Source organism: Citrobacter sp. RHBSTW-00944 (assembly GCF_013615435.1).
GTDB classification, from domain to species: domain Bacteria; phylum Pseudomonadota; class Gammaproteobacteria; order Enterobacterales; family Enterobacteriaceae; genus Citrobacter; species Citrobacter braakii.
Map to the genome: position 1 here is coordinate 324990 of NZ_CP055418.1, position 18185 is coordinate 343174.

Here is an 18185-nt window from a genome sequence, read left to right on the forward strand (position 1 = left end):
GTCGTTTTGTCTGTGGGCGAGTATAATTCCTCAAGTTAACTTGAGGTAAAGCGATTTATGGAAAAGAAATTACCCCGAATAAAAGCGCTGCTCACGCCAGGTGAAGTCGCAAAGCGTAGCGGCGTAGCGGTATCAACCCTGCATTTCTATGAAAGCAAAGGGTTAATCAGCAGTATGCGCAACAGCGGCAATCAGCGCCGATACAGACGTGATGTGTTGCGTTATGTGGCGATTATCAAGATTGCTCAACGCATCGGGATCCCGTTGGCAACGATCGGTGACGCGCTCGGCGTATTACCTGAAGGACATTCGCTCAGTGCTAAAGAGTGGAAGCAGCTCTCTTCGCAATGGCGTGAAGAGCTGGATCGACGCATTCATACTTTAGTGGCGCTACGCGATGAACTGGATGGGTGTATTGGTTGCGGTTGTTTGTCGCGCAGCGATTGCCCGTTGCGTAACCCAGGCGATCAGCTTGGCGAGAAGGGGACCGGGGCGCGTCTGCTGGAAGATGATTGATGTGAAATATCTGATGGATTGACGGATATAAAACTAAAGCGCCACAGAGGGCGCTTTAGTTTGGTTCCGGTCTTTGTCTTTCACTCTATCCCGCTGGTTCACGGGAGGGTTTCCCCCGACATCAACACCCCTCAGTCGAGCACATTAGGTGAGGTTCCGGTCTGTGTTGATAATGTAATTGTAAGCCACCTCTATCTATTTACCAGTGAAATGGTGGTTTTTTAGCCAAAAAATTTTCCGCATCTTCACCGGTTTTCTTGCGCAAGTTTGCGTGAAAAAGGCACACCGATGTTGTAATAACTCCGCAAATTTTGTTGCCAGACTGCGCATTGACGATAACGTTTGCGCATCGACTGATTATTTATTGCGCGTTATAAGAAGAAATGAGTAAAAAGCGGCAAAGTTCAGTTGAAAACCAGCGTATGATCGCTGGATAATCGTTTGCTTTTTTTTACCACCCGTTTTTTATGCGCGGAGCTAAACGTTTGCTTTTTTGCGACACCCCTATTGACGCAAACCTGGCACATGGAGAAAACGTTTAGCAGGCAGTGGATTGTCCAGCACGCATAATGACGAAAAAATAAACTCTCAGGGGATGTTTTCTATGTCTACGCCTTCAGCGCGTACCGGCGGTTCACTCGACGCCTGGTTTAAAATTTCGCTCCGCGGCAGTACCGTTCGTCAGGAAGTCGTTGCCGGATTAACGACGTTCCTGGCCATGGTCTACTCCGTCATCGTGGTTCCCGGGATGCTGGGTAAAGCTGGATTCCCGCCTGCCGCTGTATTTGTGGCAACCTGTCTGGTCGCGGGCGTCGGTTCTATTGTGATGGGCCTGTGGGCAAACCTGCCGCTGGCGATTGGTTGCGCCATTTCTTTGACGGCGTTTACCGCATTCAGCCTGGTACTGGGACAACATATCAGCGTGCCTGTTGCGCTGGGTGCGGTGTTCCTGATGGGTGTCCTGTTTACCATCATTTCCGCGACCGGTATTCGTAGCTGGATCCTGCGCAATCTACCGCAGGGTGTTGCGCACGGTACGGGGATTGGTATCGGCCTGTTCCTGCTGCTGATTGCGGCAAACGGCGTGGGTCTGGTTATTAAAAACCCGCTGGACGGCCTGCCGGTTGCGCTGGGCGATTTCGATACCTTCCCGGTGATTATGTCGCTGGTAGGTCTGGCGGTGATTATTGGCCTCGAAAAACTGAAAGTACCGGGCGGTATCCTGCTGACTATTATCGGTATTTCCGTAGTGGGTCTGATTTTCGACCCGGCCGTACATTTCTCCGGTATTTTTGCCATGCCGTCTCTGAGCGACGAAAACGGCAACTCGCTGATCGGTAGCCTGGATATTATGGGCGCACTAAACCCAATCGTACTGCCGAGCGTGCTGGCGCTGGTCATGACCGCTGTCTTCGATGCGACCGGAACCATCCGTGCGGTAGCCGGACAGGCGAATCTGCTGGATAAAGACGGACAGATTATTGACGGCGGCAAAGCGCTGACCACCGACTCCCTGAGCAGCGTGTTCTCTGGTCTGGTGGGTGCTGCACCGGCGGCGGTTTATATTGAATCCGCAGCGGGTACGGCGGCAGGCGGCAAAACTGGCCTGACGGCGATCACCGTTGGCGTACTGTTCCTGCTGATCCTGTTCCTCTCTCCGCTCTCTTATCTTGTACCAGTATATGCAACGGCACCTGCGCTGATGTATGTGGGTCTGTTGATGTTGAGCAACGTAGCGAAAATCGACTTTGCTGACTTTGTCGACGCTATGGCGGGGCTGGTAACGGCCGTATTTATCGTGCTGACCTGTAACATCGTGACCGGCATTATGATTGGCTTTGCTACCCTGGTGATTGGCCGTATCGTCTCTGGCGAATGGCGCAAACTGAACATCGGCACAGTGGTCATCGCCATCGCGCTGGTGGCCTTCTACGCTGGTGGTTGGGCTATCTAATCCTCATTTGATGAAGATTCTGAAAACGGGTGGCTTTGGCCGCCCGTTTTTATTTTCACAACACTCTCGTTGTCTTTTGCGTTACTCTCAAGTAGATAGAATTGAGGCACGACGCCTCTCATCACTGATCATAAGAAACATCGCAAACAGGGAACGCATGGAAATCTTTTTCACCATACTCATCATGACCCTTGTGGTCTCGCTGTCGGGGGTTTTTACTCGCGTATTGCCATTCCAACTCCCTTTACCCCTTATGCAGATCGCCATCGGCGCCTTGCTGGCGTGGCCGACGTTTGGTTTGCATGTGGAATTCGATCCTGAGCTTTTTCTGGTTCTGTTCATCCCGCCGCTGCTTTTCGCCGATGGCTGGAAGACGCCAACCCGTGAGTTTCTGGAGCACGGGCGAGAGATCTTCGGCCTTGCGCTGGCGCTGGTTCTGGTCACGGTGGTCGGGATTGGCTTTATGATTTACTGGCTGGTGCCGGGGATCCCTCTCATCCCAGCCTTTGCGCTGGCCGCTGTCCTGTCGCCAACCGATGCCGTTGCCCTTTCCGGCATAGTGGGCGAGGGACGCATACCGAAGAAAATCATGGGTATCCTGCAGGGCGAAGCGTTGATGAACGACGCCTCCGGTCTGGTATCACTGAAATTTGCCGTCGCCGTGGCGATGGGCACGATGGTGTTTACGGTTGGTGGCGCAACGCTTGAATTCTTCAAGGTAGCGATTGGCGGTATCCTGGCCGGTTTTGTCGTCAGTTGGCTGTACGGGCGCTCCCTGCGTTTTCTCAGCCGCTGGGGTGGTGATGAACCGGCAACGCAAATCGTTCTGCTGTTCCTGCTGCCGTTTGCGTCTTACCTGATTGCGGAACACATCGGTGTTTCCGGCATCCTCGCGGCGGTCGCAGCCGGGATGACGATCACCCGTTCCGGGGTAATGCGCCGGGCGCCGCTGGCGATGCGTTTACGTGCTAACAGCACCTGGGCGATGCTGGAGTTTGTGTTTAACGGCATGGTTTTCTTGCTGTTAGGACTGCAGTTGCCGGGGATTCTGGAGTCTTCTTTGGCGGCGGCAGAAGCCGATCCGAATGTTGAAATCTGGATGCTGTTTACCGATATCGTGCTGATTTACGTGGCGCTGATGCTGGTACGTTTTGGCTGGCTGTGGACGATGAAGAAGTTTAGCCTGCGCTTCCTGAAGAAAAAGCCGATGGAGTTTGGTTCCTGGACGACGCGTGAAATCATGATCGCCTCCTTTGCGGGCGTGCGTGGGGCCATTACTCTCGCCGGTGTGCTCTCTATTCCGTTGCTGTTACCGGATGGTAGCGGCTTCCCGGCGCGATATGAGCTGATCTTCCTTGCCGCGGGCGTGATTCTGTTCTCGCTGTTTGTTGGCGTGGTGATGCTGCCGCTTCTGCTGCAACACCTGGAAGTGGCAGACCACTCGCAGCAGCAGAAAGAGGAACGAATTGCCCGCGCTGCCACGGCGGAAGTGGCGATTGTCGCCATCCAGAAAATGGAGGAGCGTCTGGCCGCAGACACCGAAGAGAACATCGACAATCAGTTGCTCACCGAGGTGAGTTCACGCGTCATCGGTAACCTGCGTCGACGCGCCGACGGACGAAACGACGTGGAAAGCTCGATGCAGGAAGAAAACCTCGAGCGGCGTTTCCGTCTGGCGGCCCTGCGTTCCGAGCGTGCGGAACTTTATCACCTGCGCGCCACGCGGGAAATCAGCAATGAGACGCTGCAAAAACTGCTGCACGATCTGGATTTGCTGGAAGCGCTGTTGATCGAGAACGAATAAACGGTTGTGCCTGATGGCGCTACGCTTATCAGGCCTACGGAATCCAATTGTAGGTCTGATAAGCGTTAAGCCGCATCCGGCATGTTACGACTCTTGCGTTAGCCAGAACCCTTCACAGCATTTGAGCCACGCTTGGGCGCTGTGCGACAGATACACACCTTCGCGCCAAATCATGCCCAACTGCCAGCGTAAATCACTCTCCAAAGGGATCCAGCGCAGCGTCTGCTTATCCAATCGCTGGCAAATCGGCTCCGGTAAAATGGCGATCCCGACTCCGGCTTGCACCATCGCCGCCAGAAAATCCCACTGCCCACTGCGTACCGCGATGCGGGGTTTGACGTTGTGCTGGTTAAACAGCTCAAGCAACTGACGGCTCAACGCGAAATCTTCGTTATAGATAAGCAGGGGATGCTCCGCTAACGCCTCGGGGGAAATGGATTCACACGTTGTCCACTGACCGGAGCGGGGGACCAGCACACAGAGCGGATGGCTAAAAAGCGGTAAGGTCGCCAGGCCGCTCTCTTCTTCAACCGGCAGCGCGGTCATCGCGACATCCAGATCGCCGTTCATCACCGCCTGCTGGACGGTTAAGCCGCCAAATTCAGATACCTTCAGCTCCACGCCGGGATAGCGCTGGCGAAACAGGCTGATAGGCCCGGCCATCAACATACCGACCATGGGGGGGATGCCGAGGCGCAGCACTCCCTTGTTGAGGTGATTAATGTCGCTGAGTTCTGCTTCGAGCTGGCGAAACTCGGCGAGGATCGCCAGGCCGCGTTCGAAAACAACCTGTCCGGTGTCGGTTAACAGCAGTCGCCGACCGTCGCGGATTAACAGCGTGCAGTTAAGCTCGTCTTCAAGGTTCTTCAACATCTTGCTGATGGTGGGCTGGGTGACAAAAAGCTTCTCCGCTGCGCGGGTAAAGCTCTGCTGACGAACCACCTCAACAAAATAGCGCAGCGTTCTGATATCCATGATTATTCCTTAAGACTATGCCTGCAATGAGTTTAATTCATTTCAGTCCTGGACGGGGGCTCTCTATACTGGCGCTCTCTATTTTTTAAGGACATACCCTCATGGCTGTGGCGATAAGCCGCGTGACGCCTGCCGTTATTCATCGACTCCAGATCCCCGTTCAGGTTCTGTTGTACGCAGGTCTATTTGTATTTGCTCAATATCTTGTCTCCTGGCTGCATCTGCCGCTTCCTGCCAACCTGGTTGGGATGGTGCTGATGTTGGCGCTGATTGTCTGCCGGGTTATCCCGTTGAACTGGATTCGCGCAGGCGCTCGCTGGTTACTGGCTGAAATGTTGCTGTTTTTTGTTCCGGCGGTGGTGGCTGTCGTCAACTATACGCAGCTGTTGTTGGTCGATGGTTGGCGCATATTTGCCGTCATTGCGCTAAGTACGTTGATGGTGCTTGGCGCAACGGCGTGGGTCGTGGATAAAGTGTATCGCTATGAAATGAGCAGGCTAAACCGTGAGTAATTTCCAGCTAAGCGTGCTGTGTCTGGTGATTACGCTGGGCATCTATTTTGCCAACAAGCGCCTGTATCGCCGTTTTCGTAAATTACCGCTGATGCCGTTAGTGTTCACTCCGGCGCTGCTGGTCCTGATGCTGGTCTTTGGGCATATCTCCTGGCAAAACTATATTGGTGAATCGCACTGGCTGCTGTGGCTGTTAGGCCCAGCGACCATCGCCTTTGCCGTTCCGGTCTATGACAACCTTGCCGTGATTAAGCGGCACTGGATGTCACTGACTGCGGGCGTAGTGACGGCAACGCTGGTGGCCGTTACCAGTTCCGTGTGGCTGGCGCGTCTGTTTATGTTGCCTGATGAAATCCAGCGTAGTCTGGCGGTGCGCTCCGTCACCACGCCGTTTGCGCTGGCGGCAGCAGAGCCGTTGGGCGGGCAACCAGACCTGGTGGCATTGTTCGTGGTAGTGACCGGTGTATTCGGTATGGCGGTTGGCGATGTACTGTTTTTACGGCTTTCTATTCGGGAAGGGATGGCGAAAGGCGCAGGATTTGGCGCAGCATCGCATGGTGCGGGCACGGCGCGCTCTTATGAGCTCGGCCAGCAGGAGGGCGTGGTCGCCAGCCTGGTGATGATGCTTTCCGGCGTGGTGATGGTGCTGGTGGCGCCGCTGGTCGCAAGGCTGATGTTCTGACCAGCGGCTGTGTGCTATTTCAAGCGTGAAATCAGCGCGAACTCTTTAAAATTCACCGGCCGCTGTTGCTGCATTGAAATATTCCCGGCGATACCGGTCAAAATCGACATGGCGCCGGCGCGATGGTCGGCGGTACGCTGCAACGGATCGTGCCGCGGTTCGCCAAACAGATCGGCCAGCATCGCATTATCTCCACCGCCGTGACCGCCTTCGCCGAGGGTAAAATCAGCTTGCCACGGCGCGGCAAACATCGGGAAAACAGTGATGTCACAGGCTTCAAGGCAGCCTTCGTTATCCCGCTCGCCTCCGGCGTTGACGTAGGATTTCTCAACGATTTTCATCTCCAGGCGGCCTTCGCTGCCGTTAAAGACCACGTTCAAGCCTTCCCACGGCAGCCAGGTGTTCAGTGAGTAGGTAAGCTGCACCTGATTCTGATACTTCACCAGCACCGACATGGTGTCTTCAATGGTGATGCCGTCGCTGAATACGCTCTGGTCGCGGAAATAGTTATCTTCATGTTCTGCATCCAGATAGAGCGCTTTAAGCTGAGGGTTTTCGGCCATATGCAGCGCAAACGGATCGTCTTTGGCCTGCGCATAGCCGTGAGCGCGCGGGTAAAATTGCGTCACGCCCCGGCGTTCGGCGTTCTCTTTTCCATAGAAACGCAGGCTGCCTTCGGCATACACCCGCTCGGGATAACTGCCCAGCCAGAAGTTCATTAGATCAAAATGGTGAGTGGATTTATGCACTAATAAGCCGCCGCTATTACGTTTTTCGCGATGCCAGCGACGGAAATAATCGGCACCGTGTTCGGTATTGAGCAACCATTCAAAGTGAACTGAATAAACCTCGCCAATCGTACCGTTCATCAGCAGTTCGCGAACCTTGCTGTGGTGCGGTGCATAGCGATAGTTAAAAGCGACGCGTAACTGACGGCCGGTCTCTTCAATGGCGTCCAGAATCCGCAGGGCGCGTTGCTCATCGATGGTCATCGGTTTTTCGGTGATCACATCGCAGCCTGCGCGTAGCGCACGCACGATATAGTCGTCGTGAGTCCGGTCCATGGTGGTCACAATGATGATATCCGGACGTGTTTCGCGGATCATCTCTTCAAACTGCTGCGCCTTCCATGTAGAGACCGGGGGCGCACCTTCGTTCGCCAAAAGCTGGTTGGCGTAATTCATACGGGTTTGATTGGTGTCGCAAAAGGCGACCAGACGTGCATTTTCTTTCCACTGCCCGCCAATCGCGCTGATGTAAAGTCCCGCGCGCCCGCCAGTTCCTACCAGGGCATATTTCTTCATAACATCCTCATTTCTAAAAAATGAATTAACGTGTTGATGTAATAAAAACAATATTTCAATTTTATTTTTATACAATAACGCTAATGCAGAAGATGGATACAACGCAGAAGGAAAAATGTGATCCCCAGCCAAAATGACCGGAAGAGAGGATGAGATTCTGATTTTCTTAGAGGCTATGTTTAAATTTATGTTTACGCCTTAGAATAATGATAAATGTTACTCGCCATTGTAAGGATGCGCAGCGTGAAATATTTGTGGTTATCTGCTCTTTTGTTTAGTCATGCCGTTTTGGCCTGGTGTCCTGATGAAGACCAACAGGTGACACTTCAGGGAACATTAATACAACAGACATTACCCGGTTCGCCAAATTACGAAAGCATCAAAGATGGCGATGAAGCGGTAACTTATGATTATCTTAAATTGGATCAACCGTTTGAGTGCGATGTTAACGGTGAGCGTGAAAATGTTCCGCTAGTGCAGATTATCTTGATGGGCAAAAATAAGCTTAATTACGCCGATCTTGCTCCTTCTCTGGGAAAAGATGTCATCCTGACCGGGAAAACGATGTATGCCCAAACGGGTCATCACTTTACTTCTGTGCTGCTTATTCTTTATAGCGCCAAAAACGTTACTCCCATCACCACGGCGGAACAAAAGAAAAGCGCGCTGCTGCAGTTTCAACAGTTCCAACAGGCGTTGCGGGAGAAAAACGTTGTCGCGTTGAAAACATATTTTGTCTTTCCTTTGCAGGGGACGCTATTTGACTTTATTGATTATGATGAAAACCGTCAGGAAGATGTACTTACCGAGACTGTGTTTGACCAAAATTCGCAGCAGATTATGGCGCATCTGCAGATGCTTGCCAGCATCGGTGTTGATGCTGAATCCCTGATGATAAACGAGTACAGAATTAACGCGCTTTCGGAACATGAGCAGCAGCGTCGCTATTTTCCTGCGGATGAAGATGGCATGTTTTATTATGAAGAACATGGTAAACGTCATACCGTTAAAGGAACATGCGATACCGTCGCCCAAGGGGAACTTACGGACGGTATTCTTTTTATTTCACAGGGGACCGGTCCTAATACGCAACTTCCCGGCCTTTCAGAGTATTGTGATGGTGCAACGTCATATATGTTCAAGCTGGTTGATGGCAAACTGCGACTGACGGGGAGTTTTACCGCAGGGTAGGGACGTATTACAAAAGGAATGAAATAAAAATAAAAAAGGATGTTAATAAATGCTTAATGATTTATTTCTGGGGTGCCGGGTTGCTGGCTTTTTGGAAGGGCTTGCAGTGGCTAAATCTTGTGTGTGCGATTATTTTCCTGTTGCTTATCGCTGTGCCTGCTCGTCGCTTGATAACGGATGAGAATCCAGGATGATTCGCTGAACGTCTTCCCCGGCCAAAATGACCGGGGAAGAGGAGGAGTGGTTAGTGCGCGCGACCTTGTTCTACGCCGTACCCGGTCTGGGAACGGATGAACTGGGCACGGAACTGCTCGCGTTCGCGATTACCTTCTTCTGAGTTATCGGTAGCAGAGAAGAACCAGATCCCGAGGAACGCTACGCTGATGGAGAACAGCGCCGGATATTCATACGGGAAAATGGCTTTTTCGTGACCAAGGATCTGGACCCAAATCGTCGGGCCAAGCACCATCAGCACCACCGCCGTCAGCAGACCTAACCAGCCGCCCAACATCGCGCCACGCGTGGTCAGTCTTGACCAGTACATGGAGAGCAGAATGATCGGGAAGTTGCAGCTGGCTGCGATAGCAAACGCCAGACCTACCATGAAGGCGATATTCTGGTTCTCAAACAGCACGCCGAGCAGGATGGCAATCACGCCCAGCACCAGTACGGTGATTTTCGACACCTTCAGCTCTTCACGTTCGGTTGCGCCTTTACGGAACACGTTGGCATACAGGTCGTGAGAAACGGCCGATGCGCCCGCCAGCGTCAGGCCTGCAACCACCGCCAGGATGGTGGCAAACGCCACGGCTGAGATGAAGCCCAGGAACAGGTTGCCTCCCACTGCATTCGCCAGGTGAACCGCCGCCATGTTGTTACCGCCGATCAGCGCGCCAGCAGCGTCCTTATACGCCGGATTAGCGCCCACCAGCATGATCGCGCCAAAGCCGATGATAAAGGTCAGGATGTAGAAATAACCCATAAAACCGGTGGCATAGAACACGCTCTTACGCGCTTCGCGGGCATCGCTGACCGTGAAGAAGCGCATCAGGATGTGCGGCAAGCCTGCCGTACCAAACATCAGGCCGAGACCTAACGACAGGGCGGAGATCGGATCTTTTACCAGTCCGCCCGGGCTCATAATAGCTGAACCTTTCGGGTGTACCGCCATTGCTTCGGTGAACAGGTTGTTGAAGCTAAAGCCGACGTGCTTCATCACCATAAAGGCCATAAAGCTGGCGCCGAACAGCAGCAGAACGGCTTTGATGATCTGTACCCAGGTGGTCGCCAGCATGCCGCCAAACAGGACGTACATCATCATCAGCACGCCAACCAGTACGACGGCGATGTGATAGTTCAGACCAAACAGCAGCTCAATCAGCTTACCTGCGCCGACCATCTGGGCGATCAGATACAGCGCGACCACCACCAGAGAACCACAGGCCGACAGAATACGGATTGGTCCTTGCTTCAGACGATAAGAAGCAACATCTGCAAAGGTGTAACGACCCAGGTTACGCAGACGCTCAGCAATCAGGAACAGGATAATTGGCCAACCGACCAGGAAGCCGAGCGAATAGATCAGCCCGTCATAACCGGAGGTAAACACCAGCGCGGAAATCCCGAGAAACGATGCCGCCGACATATAGTCGCCCGCAATCGCCAGCCCGTTCTGGAAACCAGTGATGTTACCGCCGGCGGTGTAGTAGTCATTACGCGAACGTACGCGCTTAGACGCCCAGTAAGTAATACCGAGCGTAAAGATGACGAAAATCAGGAACATGACAATCGCCTGCCAGTTGGTTGGCTGGCGTTGGACTGCACCGCTAATAGCATCCGCCGCGTTTGCGGCGAAGGGCAGCGTGGCGGCAAGCGCCGTCAGGACTCTCTTCATGATGCTTTAACCTCGTGCAGAACCGCATTGTTCAGGCGGTCGAATTCACCGTTTGCCCGCCAGATATAGATCCCGGTCAGGATGAAGGAGATGAGGATCACACCGACCCCAATCGGAATACCCCGGGTGACGCTGGTTCCCGCGTGTAGCGGCGTACCCAGCCAGCCAGGCGCAAAGGCAATCAGTAAAATAAAGCTGATGTAAACTGCCAGCATGATGATGGACAGAATGGTGGCAAACCGTTGCTTTTTTCAACTAACTCCCTGAAACGCGCACTGTCTTCTATCCGCTGATAAATAGAGTCATTCATCACAGAGTTCTCCAGAGGCCCCCTTCGTCTTTCACGTTGCAAGTGTGTTGGCCGCACTCGCCCACCTCAGTCACATAGTGAACTATGCTCCTGGGGATGCGCTCGCTTGCCGCCTTCCTGCAACGCGAAATCCTTTGGGGTGGGTTATTATATTTTCCCTCCCGGTCAGGGGAGGGGTAGGGGTAGGATTTGTAGGCCCGATAAGCCGCGCACCATCGGGCATTTCACGGTTATGGTTATGATGGCATCGCGATGGCCTGCTTCTCTTCGAGCAGTTTCTCTACCACGCCAGGATCGGCGAGGGTCGAGGTATCGCCCAGATTGCTGGTATCGCCCGCCGCGATTTTACGCAGAATACGGCGCATGATTTTGCCGGAGCGGGTTTTCGGCAGTGAGTCGGTCCAGTGCAGCACGTCTGGCGTTGCCAGCGGACCAATTTCTTTACGTACCCAGTTGCGCACCTCGGCGTACAGCTCCGGTGACGGCTCTTCGCCGTGATTCAGCGTGACGTAGGCGTAGATCGCCTGGCCTTTAATATTATGCGGAATACCCACCACCGCGGCCTCGGCAATCTTCGGATGCGACACCAGCGCCGATTCGATTTCTGCCGTTCCCAGACGGTGGCCAGAGACGTTCAGCACATCGTCCACACGACCGGTGATCCAGTAATAGCCATCTTCGTCACGACGCGCGCCGTCGCCGCTGAAGTACATATTCTTGAAGGTAGAAAAGTAGGTCTGCTCAAAGCGTTCGTGATCGCCAAACAGCGTTCTCGCCTGGCCCGGCCACGAGTCGGTAATCACCAGGTTGCCTTCGGTCGCGCCTTCCAGCGGATTACCCTCGTTATCGACAATCGCAGGCTGTACGCCAAAGAACGGACGGGTTGCGGAACCCGCTTTCAGCTCGGTGGCGCCCGGCAGCGGGGTGATCATGAATCCACCGGTTTCGGTCTGCCACCAGGTATCGACGACCGGGCATTTTTCGTTGCCGATCTTCTTCCAGTACCACTCCCATGCTTCCGGGTTAATCGGCTCGCCAACGGAACCCAGGATACGCAGCGAGGAGCGGTCAGTGCCTTCAATCGCTTTATCACCTTCTGCCATCAGGGCACGGATGGCGGTCGGCGCGGTATACAGAATATTGACCTGGTGCTTGTCCACAACCTGCGACATACGCGCCGGGGTTGGCCAGTTTGGCACGCCTTCGAACATCAGCGTGGTTGCGCCGCAGGCCAACGGACCATACAGCAGGTAGCTGTGCCCGGTTACCCAACCCACGTCAGCGGTACACCAATAAATATCGCCCTGATGGTAGTCAAACACGTACTTAAAGGTGGTTGCGGCATAGACCAGATATCCGCCGGTGGTATGCAGTACGCCTTTTGGCTTGCCGGTTGAACCGGAGGTATAGAGGATAAACAGCGGATCTTCCGCGTTCATTTCTTCTGGCTGATGTTCCGGGCTGGCTTTCTCGATAAGATCGGACCACCACAGGTCACGGCCTTCCTGCCATTCCGTTTTTCCACCGGTACGTTTGAGGACGACCACATGTTCCACGGTTTTCACGTTCGGGTTTTTCAGCGCATCATCGACGTTCTTTTTCAGCGGGATGGCGCGGCCGGCGCGCACGCCTTCGTCGGCGGTGATCACCAGACGTGAATTGGAGTCGATGATACGTCCGGCGACCGCCTCTGGTGAAAAACCACCGAAGATGACCGAATGTACCGCGCCAATACGGGCGCAAGCCAGCATAGCAACCGCCGCTTCCGGCACCATCGGCATATAAATGGCCACCACGTCGCCTTTTTTAATGCCTAAATCCAGTAGCGTATTGGCGAAACGGCAAACATCGCGATGCAGTTCGCGATAAGTAATGTTTTTGCTTTGGGTGGCGTCATCGCCTTCCCAGATGATGGCGGTGCGATCGCCATTTGCCTGTAAATGACGGTCAAGGCAGTTTGCGGCCAGGTTCAGGGTGCCGTCTTCGTACCATTTAATCGACACGTTGCCTGGTGCGAAGGAGGTGTTCTTCACCTGGCTGTACGGCTTGATCCAATCAAGTATCTTTCCCTGCTCGCCCCAAAATGTGTCGGGTTCGTTAACGGATTGCTGGTATTTCTCTTCGTACTGCTCCGGATTTATCAGGCAACGATCCGCAATGTTTGCGGGAATAGCGTGTTTATGTATTTGGCTCATGGCTTTTGTTCTCCTTGTAGGATGTTAATAATATGTCTCATAAACGTTAAATGTAGGGGCTTTGAGAGTTTTGTTTAGTATTTGCGCGGCAGATCACGCAATAAACGAATTGTGCAAATTAGCGGCAAACTTAATTTTGAAGGGAACTAGCAAAAATTGATTAAATCTCGCGATAACATGTAGTTATCTAAAGGATTATTGAAAAGGTGATCTATCTCTGAATTAGACAAAAGAGTGAGGGGCAGAGGGTAATGCCAGTTAGTTAAGCATTATGGAGAACATGTGATCCCGGCTCAGGGATCCGTTCACCTCAGCAATATCAATTCTATGAGGCTCAGACACCTGTGAACGTGCAAGAGAGGCTCACCGCCGCCTCCCTTGCATCCCTGGCTCCCGGCGGGAAAATCGTCGCTGCGCGATTCATTCGTCTTATGCCGTCTGCCTGTCGGGTCGGGGCCGGGCCTGCGTCCCTGCAGGCCGTCCCCTCTGCCCGCATCCCTGCGGGCAGACCCGGTCAGCCGTCAACGCCTCATCGATTTTCAGCCGGACCGAGGTCATCGCTGCAACGCACTGACTTCCAGTTAACTCTGTTTTGCTGTTCAGATAAAAAACGCAGGTGGTCAGGTGTGGGCTGGTCCGGCTGAAAATTGCCGACGTGTTTCCGGAAGGCCGGGAGAACCCGCAGGGATGCGGGTTCAGGGCGCGTTTTGCAGGGACGCTACCTCGCGCCCGGCCCGGTAGCCTGGAGGAATAAACGGAGGGGACCGCGGAGCGGCAATTTTCCCGCCGGGAGCCGGGATTGTTAAGGGTACGGCGATAGTACCCTTAACACGTTCACAGGTCGTATTGTCTCAGAGAAGTGATATCACTAAGGTGAACGTAGCAATACGCCGGAGGCAACAGATTCATTACCTCCGTATGTGCCACTTTCCATTATCGCTACTGCCACTCATCCTCGTTAACTGACAAGCATTAGAGGTTAGAGGGGGGTGATATAACTCTAAAGTGGTATTTTACATACACTTACAATTGATTAAAGACAACATTTTCAGTGTGGTTTCTTGTTACAAATAGGGTGGAGCAATGTCATGACAGTATTCGTGTGGTTGCTGTTATGGAAAACAATAAAAGAACCGCCATTGCAGATAATGGCGTCATCTGGATGAGACCCCTATGGCAAGGATAAAATCACGCGTACGCCGTTTCTTCAGCCTGTTATTACCTTTATTATTTATTTCTGCTGTTCACGCTGAACAAACTCCTGTACCCGCAAAAACCGTCACCGTTGAAGCGAAGAATGAAACCTTCGCTCCTCAGCATCCCGATCAATATCTCTCCTGGAAAGCCACGTCTGAGCAATCAGCCCGTGAAGATGCGCTGGCAGAAGATCCGCGTCTGGTGATCCTGTGGGCGGGATATCCATTCTCGCGCGATTACAACAAACCGCGTGGACACGCCTATGCCGTGACCGATGTACGTGAAACCTTACGTACCGGCGCACCAAAAACGGCTGAAGACGGTCCGCTGCCGATGGCCTGCTGGAGCTGTAAAAGCCCGGACGTAGCGCGTCTGATCCAGAAAGATGGTGAAGATGGCTACTTCCACGGTAAATGGGCGCGCGGCGGTCCAGAAATTGTTAACAATCTCGGCTGTGCAGATTGCCATAACACTGCGTCACCAGACTTCGCCAAAGGCAAGCCAGAGCTGACGCTGTCGCGTCCTTATGCAGAACGCGCGATGGAAGCAATCGGCAAACCGTTTGAGAAAGCCGGTCGCTTTGATCAGCAATCCATGGTCTGCGGTCAGTGCCACGTGGAATACTACTTCGACGGTAAAAACAAAGCCGTTAAGTTCCCGTGGGACGAGGGCATGAAAGTCGAGAACATGGAGAAATACTACGACACCATCGCCTTCTCTGACTGGACCAACTCCCTGTCGAAAACGCCGATGCTGAAAGCGCAGCACCCGGAATATGAAACCTGGAGCGCGGGCATTCACGGCAAGAACAACGTGACCTGTATCGACTGTCACATGCCGAAAGTGCAAAACGCGGAAGGCAAGATCTACACCGACCATAAGATTGGTAACCCGTTCGATAACTTTGCTCAGACCTGTGCGAACTGCCACACCCAGGATAAAGCGTCCCTGCAAAAAGTGGTCGCCGAGCGTAAACAGGCTATTCATGACCTGAAAATCAAGGTGGAAGATCAGCTGGTTCATGCGCACTTCGAAGCGAAAGCTGCATGGGATGCGGGTGCGACTGAAGCGGAAATGAAGCCGATTCTGGAAGATATCCGTCACGCACAATGGCGCTGGGACCTGTCTATCGCCTCACACGGTATTCACATGCACGCTCCGGAAGAGGGTCTGCGGATGCTGGGTAGCGCCATGGATAAAGCCGCCGATGCGCGTACCAAACTGGTCCGTCTGCTGGCGACTAAAGGCATCACCCATGAAATCCCGTTACCGGATATCTCTACCAAAGAGAAAGCCCAGGCGGCGATTGGTCTGAACATGCAGCAAATCAATGCTGAGAAGCAGGACTTCATCAAAACGGTGATTCCGCAGTGGGAAGATCAGGCGCGTAAAAACGGTCTGTTAAGCCAATAACCCCATTTCGCCCCGTCAGGGGCGGATAACTCAACGGAGTGAATATGAGCGTATTACGTTCGTTATTAACTGCTGGGGTGCTGGCGTCAGGCTTGTTCTGGAGCCTGAGTGGAATCACTGCCACGCCAACGCCGCAGGAGTCGGATCAACGCTGGACGGTTACCCAACAGCGTAATCCGGATGCCGCCTGTCTGGATTGTCACAAGCCAGATACCGAAGGTATGCATGGTAAGCATGCAGAAGTCATCAACCCGAATAACAAACTGCCGGTCACCTGCACCAATTGTCACGGCCAGCCGTCACCGAACCACCGTGAAGGGGTGAAGGATGTGATGCGCTTTAATGAGCCGATGTACAACGTTGAACAGCAGAACAGCGTCTGTATGTCCTGCCACCTGCCTGAGCAGCTACAAAAAGCGTTCTGGCCACACGATGTCCACGTAACCAAAGTGGCGTGTGCCAGCTGTCACTCACTGCATCCGAAGCAAGACACGATGCAGACGCTAAGTGATAAAGGACGGATCAAGATTTGCGTCGATTGCCACAGCGATCAGCGTAACAATCCGAACTTTAACCCGGCGTCGGTTCCGTTGCTTAAGGAGCATCCATGAGTTGCTCTCGTCGCCAGTTTATCACCCGCGTCGGCGCGCTGGTGGCAGTGAGCGGGACGGCGGGACGCGTTGTGGCGAAGACGCTGAACATCAACGGCGTACGTTACGGTATGGTACATGATGAGTCACTATGCATCGGCTGTACGGCCTGCATGGATGCTTGTCGGGAAGTAAACAACGTGCCGGAAGGGGTATCGCGTCTGACGATTATTCGCAGCGAGCCGCAGGGGACGTTTCCTGATGTGAAGTATCACTTCTTCCGTCATTCGTGCCAGCATTGCGACCATGCCCCCTGCGTTGACGTCTGCCCGACGGGGGCATCGTATCGCGATGCCGCCAGCGGTATTGTGGATGTGAACCCGGACCTTTGCGTTGGCTGCCAGTACTGTATCGCCGCGTGTCCTTATCGCGTGCGCTTTATCCATCCGGTTAGCAAAACGGCGGATAAATGCGATTTCTGTCGGAAAACCAATCTGAAAGCGGGCAAGCAGCCCGCCTGCGTTGAGTCGTGTCCGACGAAGGCGCTGACGTTTGGTAATCTGGACGATCCCAATAGCGATATCTCCCGCTTGTTGCTGCAGAAAACCACCTACCGTTACAAGCTGGCGTTGGGCACAAAACCGAAGGTCTACCGCGTTCCCTTTAAATTTGGGGAGGTGAGCCAATGACATCCGCTTCTGCATTTCATTTTGAATCACTGGTGTGGGACTGGCCCATTGCCATCTATCTGTTCCTGATTGGCATCTCCGCCGGACTGGTCACGCTGGCGATTCTGCTGCGTCGTTTCCATCCGGAGGCGGGCGGTTCTGACAGCACGCTGCTACGCACTACGCTGGTGTTAGGGCCGGGGGCGATTATCTTCGGTCTGCTGATTCTGGTGTTCCACCTGACGCGTCCATGGACCTTCTGGAAACTGATGTTCCACTACAGCTTCACTTCGGTGATGTCGATGGGGGTCATGTTGTTCCAGTTGTATATGGTGGTGTTGGTGCTGTGGCTGGCAAAAATCTTTGAAAAAGAGGTGATTGCTCTGCAACAGCGCTGGTTGCCGCGATTAGGGATCGTACAGAAAATGCTGACGTTGATTGCGCCGTTTCATCGCGCGCTGGAGACGTTAATGCTGGTGCTGGCGGTCCTGCTCGGGGCGTACACCGGTTTTCTGCTGTCGGCGCTGAAATCCTACCCGTTCCTGAATAACCCGATCCTGCCGGTGCTGTTTCTGTTCTCCGGGATCTCCTCCGGCGCGGCGGTGGCGCTGATCGCCATGGCGTTACGTCATCGTAGCAATCCGCACAGTACCGAAGCGCACTTTGTGCATCGCATGGAAGTCCCGGTGGTATGGCTGGAGATCTTCCTGCTGGCGGCGTTTTTCGTCGGCCTGGCGCTGGGCGATGACGGCAAAATGCGCGCGCTGGCGGCGGCACTGGGCGGTGGATTCTGGACCTGGTGGTTCTGGCTGGGCGTGGCCGGGCTTGGGCTGATACTGCCGATGCTGCTAAAACCTTGGGCCAACCGCAGTTCGACGTTTCATGGCGTGCTGGCAGTGTGCGGCGCCAGCCTGACCGGCGTACTGCTGCTGCGCTTTTTTATTCTCTATGCGGGTCAGCTAACCGTTGCGTAAGGTGAT

The 18185-nt window shown here is 53.8% G+C and carries 14 protein-coding genes and 1 pseudogene; 10 read left to right on the plus strand and 5 right to left on the minus strand.

Annotated elements, in window-relative coordinates; translation table 11 throughout:
- Positions 1–57 precede the first annotated feature (57 nt).
- The 3 genes from soxR (at position 58) to HV334_RS01550 (ending at position 4274) form a co-directional block, all read left to right on the plus strand.
- Positions 58–516 (plus strand): redox-sensitive transcriptional activator SoxR, encoded by a 459-nt coding sequence (gene soxR, locus HV334_RS01540; protein ID WP_016155363.1) that lies wholly within the window; start codon positions 58–60, stop codon positions 514–516.
- Positions 517–1120: 604 nt separating this feature from the next.
- Positions 1121–2470: a guanine/hypoxanthine transporter GhxP gene (ghxP, locus tag HV334_RS01545; RefSeq protein ID WP_016155449.1), complete on the plus strand. Its 1350-nt coding sequence runs from the start codon at positions 1121–1123 to the stop codon at positions 2468–2470.
- 157 nt (positions 2471–2627) lie between these two features.
- Entirely contained in the window at positions 2628–4274 is a 1647-nt protein-coding gene (locus tag HV334_RS01550) for a Na+/H+ antiporter (RefSeq protein WP_016155450.1), read from the plus strand.
- A gap of 84 nt (positions 4275–4358) precedes the next feature.
- On the opposite strand, the gene HV334_RS01555 is transcribed toward HV334_RS01550, so the two are convergent.
- A complete protein-coding gene (locus HV334_RS01555) occupies positions 4359–5249 on the minus strand; it encodes a LysR family transcriptional regulator (protein ID WP_016155366.1) in 891 nt (296 codons plus the stop codon).
- 101 nt (positions 5250–5350) lie between these two features.
- On the opposite strand from HV334_RS01555, the gene HV334_RS01560 reads away from it, so the two are divergent.
- Together HV334_RS01560 and HV334_RS01565 are read left to right on the plus strand one after the other, a co-directional pair.
- A complete protein-coding gene (locus HV334_RS01560) occupies positions 5351–5761 on the plus strand; it encodes a CidA/LrgA family protein (RefSeq protein WP_016155367.1) in 411 nt (136 codons plus the stop codon).
- Entirely contained in the window at positions 5754–6443 is a 690-nt protein-coding gene (locus HV334_RS01565) for an LrgB family protein (RefSeq protein ID WP_049282883.1), read from the plus strand. The genes HV334_RS01560 and HV334_RS01565 overlap by 8 nt, the downstream gene beginning before the upstream one ends.
- A gap of 14 nt (positions 6444–6457) precedes the next feature.
- On the opposite strand, the gene HV334_RS01570 is transcribed toward HV334_RS01565, so the two are convergent.
- The gene (locus tag HV334_RS01570) at positions 6458–7747 is read right to left on the minus strand and encodes a Gfo/Idh/MocA family oxidoreductase (protein ID WP_181221089.1); all 1290 of its coding nucleotides are present in this window, start codon (positions 7745–7747) and stop codon (positions 6458–6460) included.
- 243 nt (positions 7748–7990) lie between these two features.
- Between HV334_RS01570 and HV334_RS01575 the strand changes: the two genes are divergently transcribed.
- Positions 7991–8938, plus strand: a complete 948-nt coding sequence (locus tag HV334_RS01575; protein WP_172976633.1) for a DUF4431 domain-containing protein — start codon at positions 7991–7993, stop codon at positions 8936–8938.
- Between the two features lie 244 nt (positions 8939–9182).
- Here HV334_RS01575 and actP read toward each other — a convergent pair whose 3' ends face one another.
- The 3 genes and pseudogenes from actP to acs form a co-directional block, all read right to left on the minus strand.
- A complete protein-coding gene (actP, locus tag HV334_RS01580) occupies positions 9183–10832 on the minus strand; it encodes a cation/acetate symporter ActP (RefSeq protein ID WP_016155369.1) in 1650 nt (549 codons plus the stop codon).
- A pseudogene (locus tag HV334_RS01585) lies at positions 10829–11142 on the minus strand (DUF485 domain-containing protein). The gene actP and the pseudogene HV334_RS01585 overlap by 4 nt, the downstream one beginning before the upstream one ends.
- Before the next feature lie 236 nt (positions 11143–11378).
- Entirely contained in the window at positions 11379–13337 is a 1959-nt protein-coding gene (gene acs / locus HV334_RS01590) for an acetate--CoA ligase (protein WP_016155371.1), read from the minus strand.
- A 1173-nt stretch (positions 13338–14510) separates the two neighbouring features.
- Between acs and nrfA the strand changes: the two genes are divergently transcribed.
- The 4 genes from nrfA to nrfD are packed head-to-tail and all read left to right on the plus strand — an operon-like array spanning position 14511 to position 18179.
- A complete protein-coding gene (gene nrfA, locus HV334_RS01595; protein WP_016155372.1) occupies positions 14511–15947 on the plus strand; it encodes an ammonia-forming nitrite reductase cytochrome c552 subunit in 1437 nt (478 codons plus the stop codon).
- A 44-nt stretch (positions 15948–15991) separates the two neighbouring features.
- On the plus strand, positions 15992–16558 hold the full coding sequence (nrfB, locus tag HV334_RS01600) for a cytochrome c nitrite reductase pentaheme subunit (RefSeq protein ID WP_005132587.1): 567 nt from the start codon (positions 15992–15994) through the stop codon (positions 16556–16558).
- On the plus strand, positions 16555–17226 hold the full coding sequence (nrfC, locus tag HV334_RS01605; RefSeq protein ID WP_103767227.1) for a cytochrome c nitrite reductase Fe-S protein: 672 nt from the start codon (positions 16555–16557) through the stop codon (positions 17224–17226). The genes nrfB and nrfC overlap by 4 nt, the downstream gene beginning before the upstream one ends.
- Positions 17223–18179, plus strand: a complete 957-nt coding sequence (gene nrfD, locus HV334_RS01610; RefSeq protein ID WP_016155452.1) for a cytochrome c nitrite reductase subunit NrfD — start codon at positions 17223–17225, stop codon at positions 18177–18179. The genes nrfC and nrfD overlap by 4 nt, the downstream gene beginning before the upstream one ends.
- Positions 18180–18185: the final 6 nt, after the last annotated feature.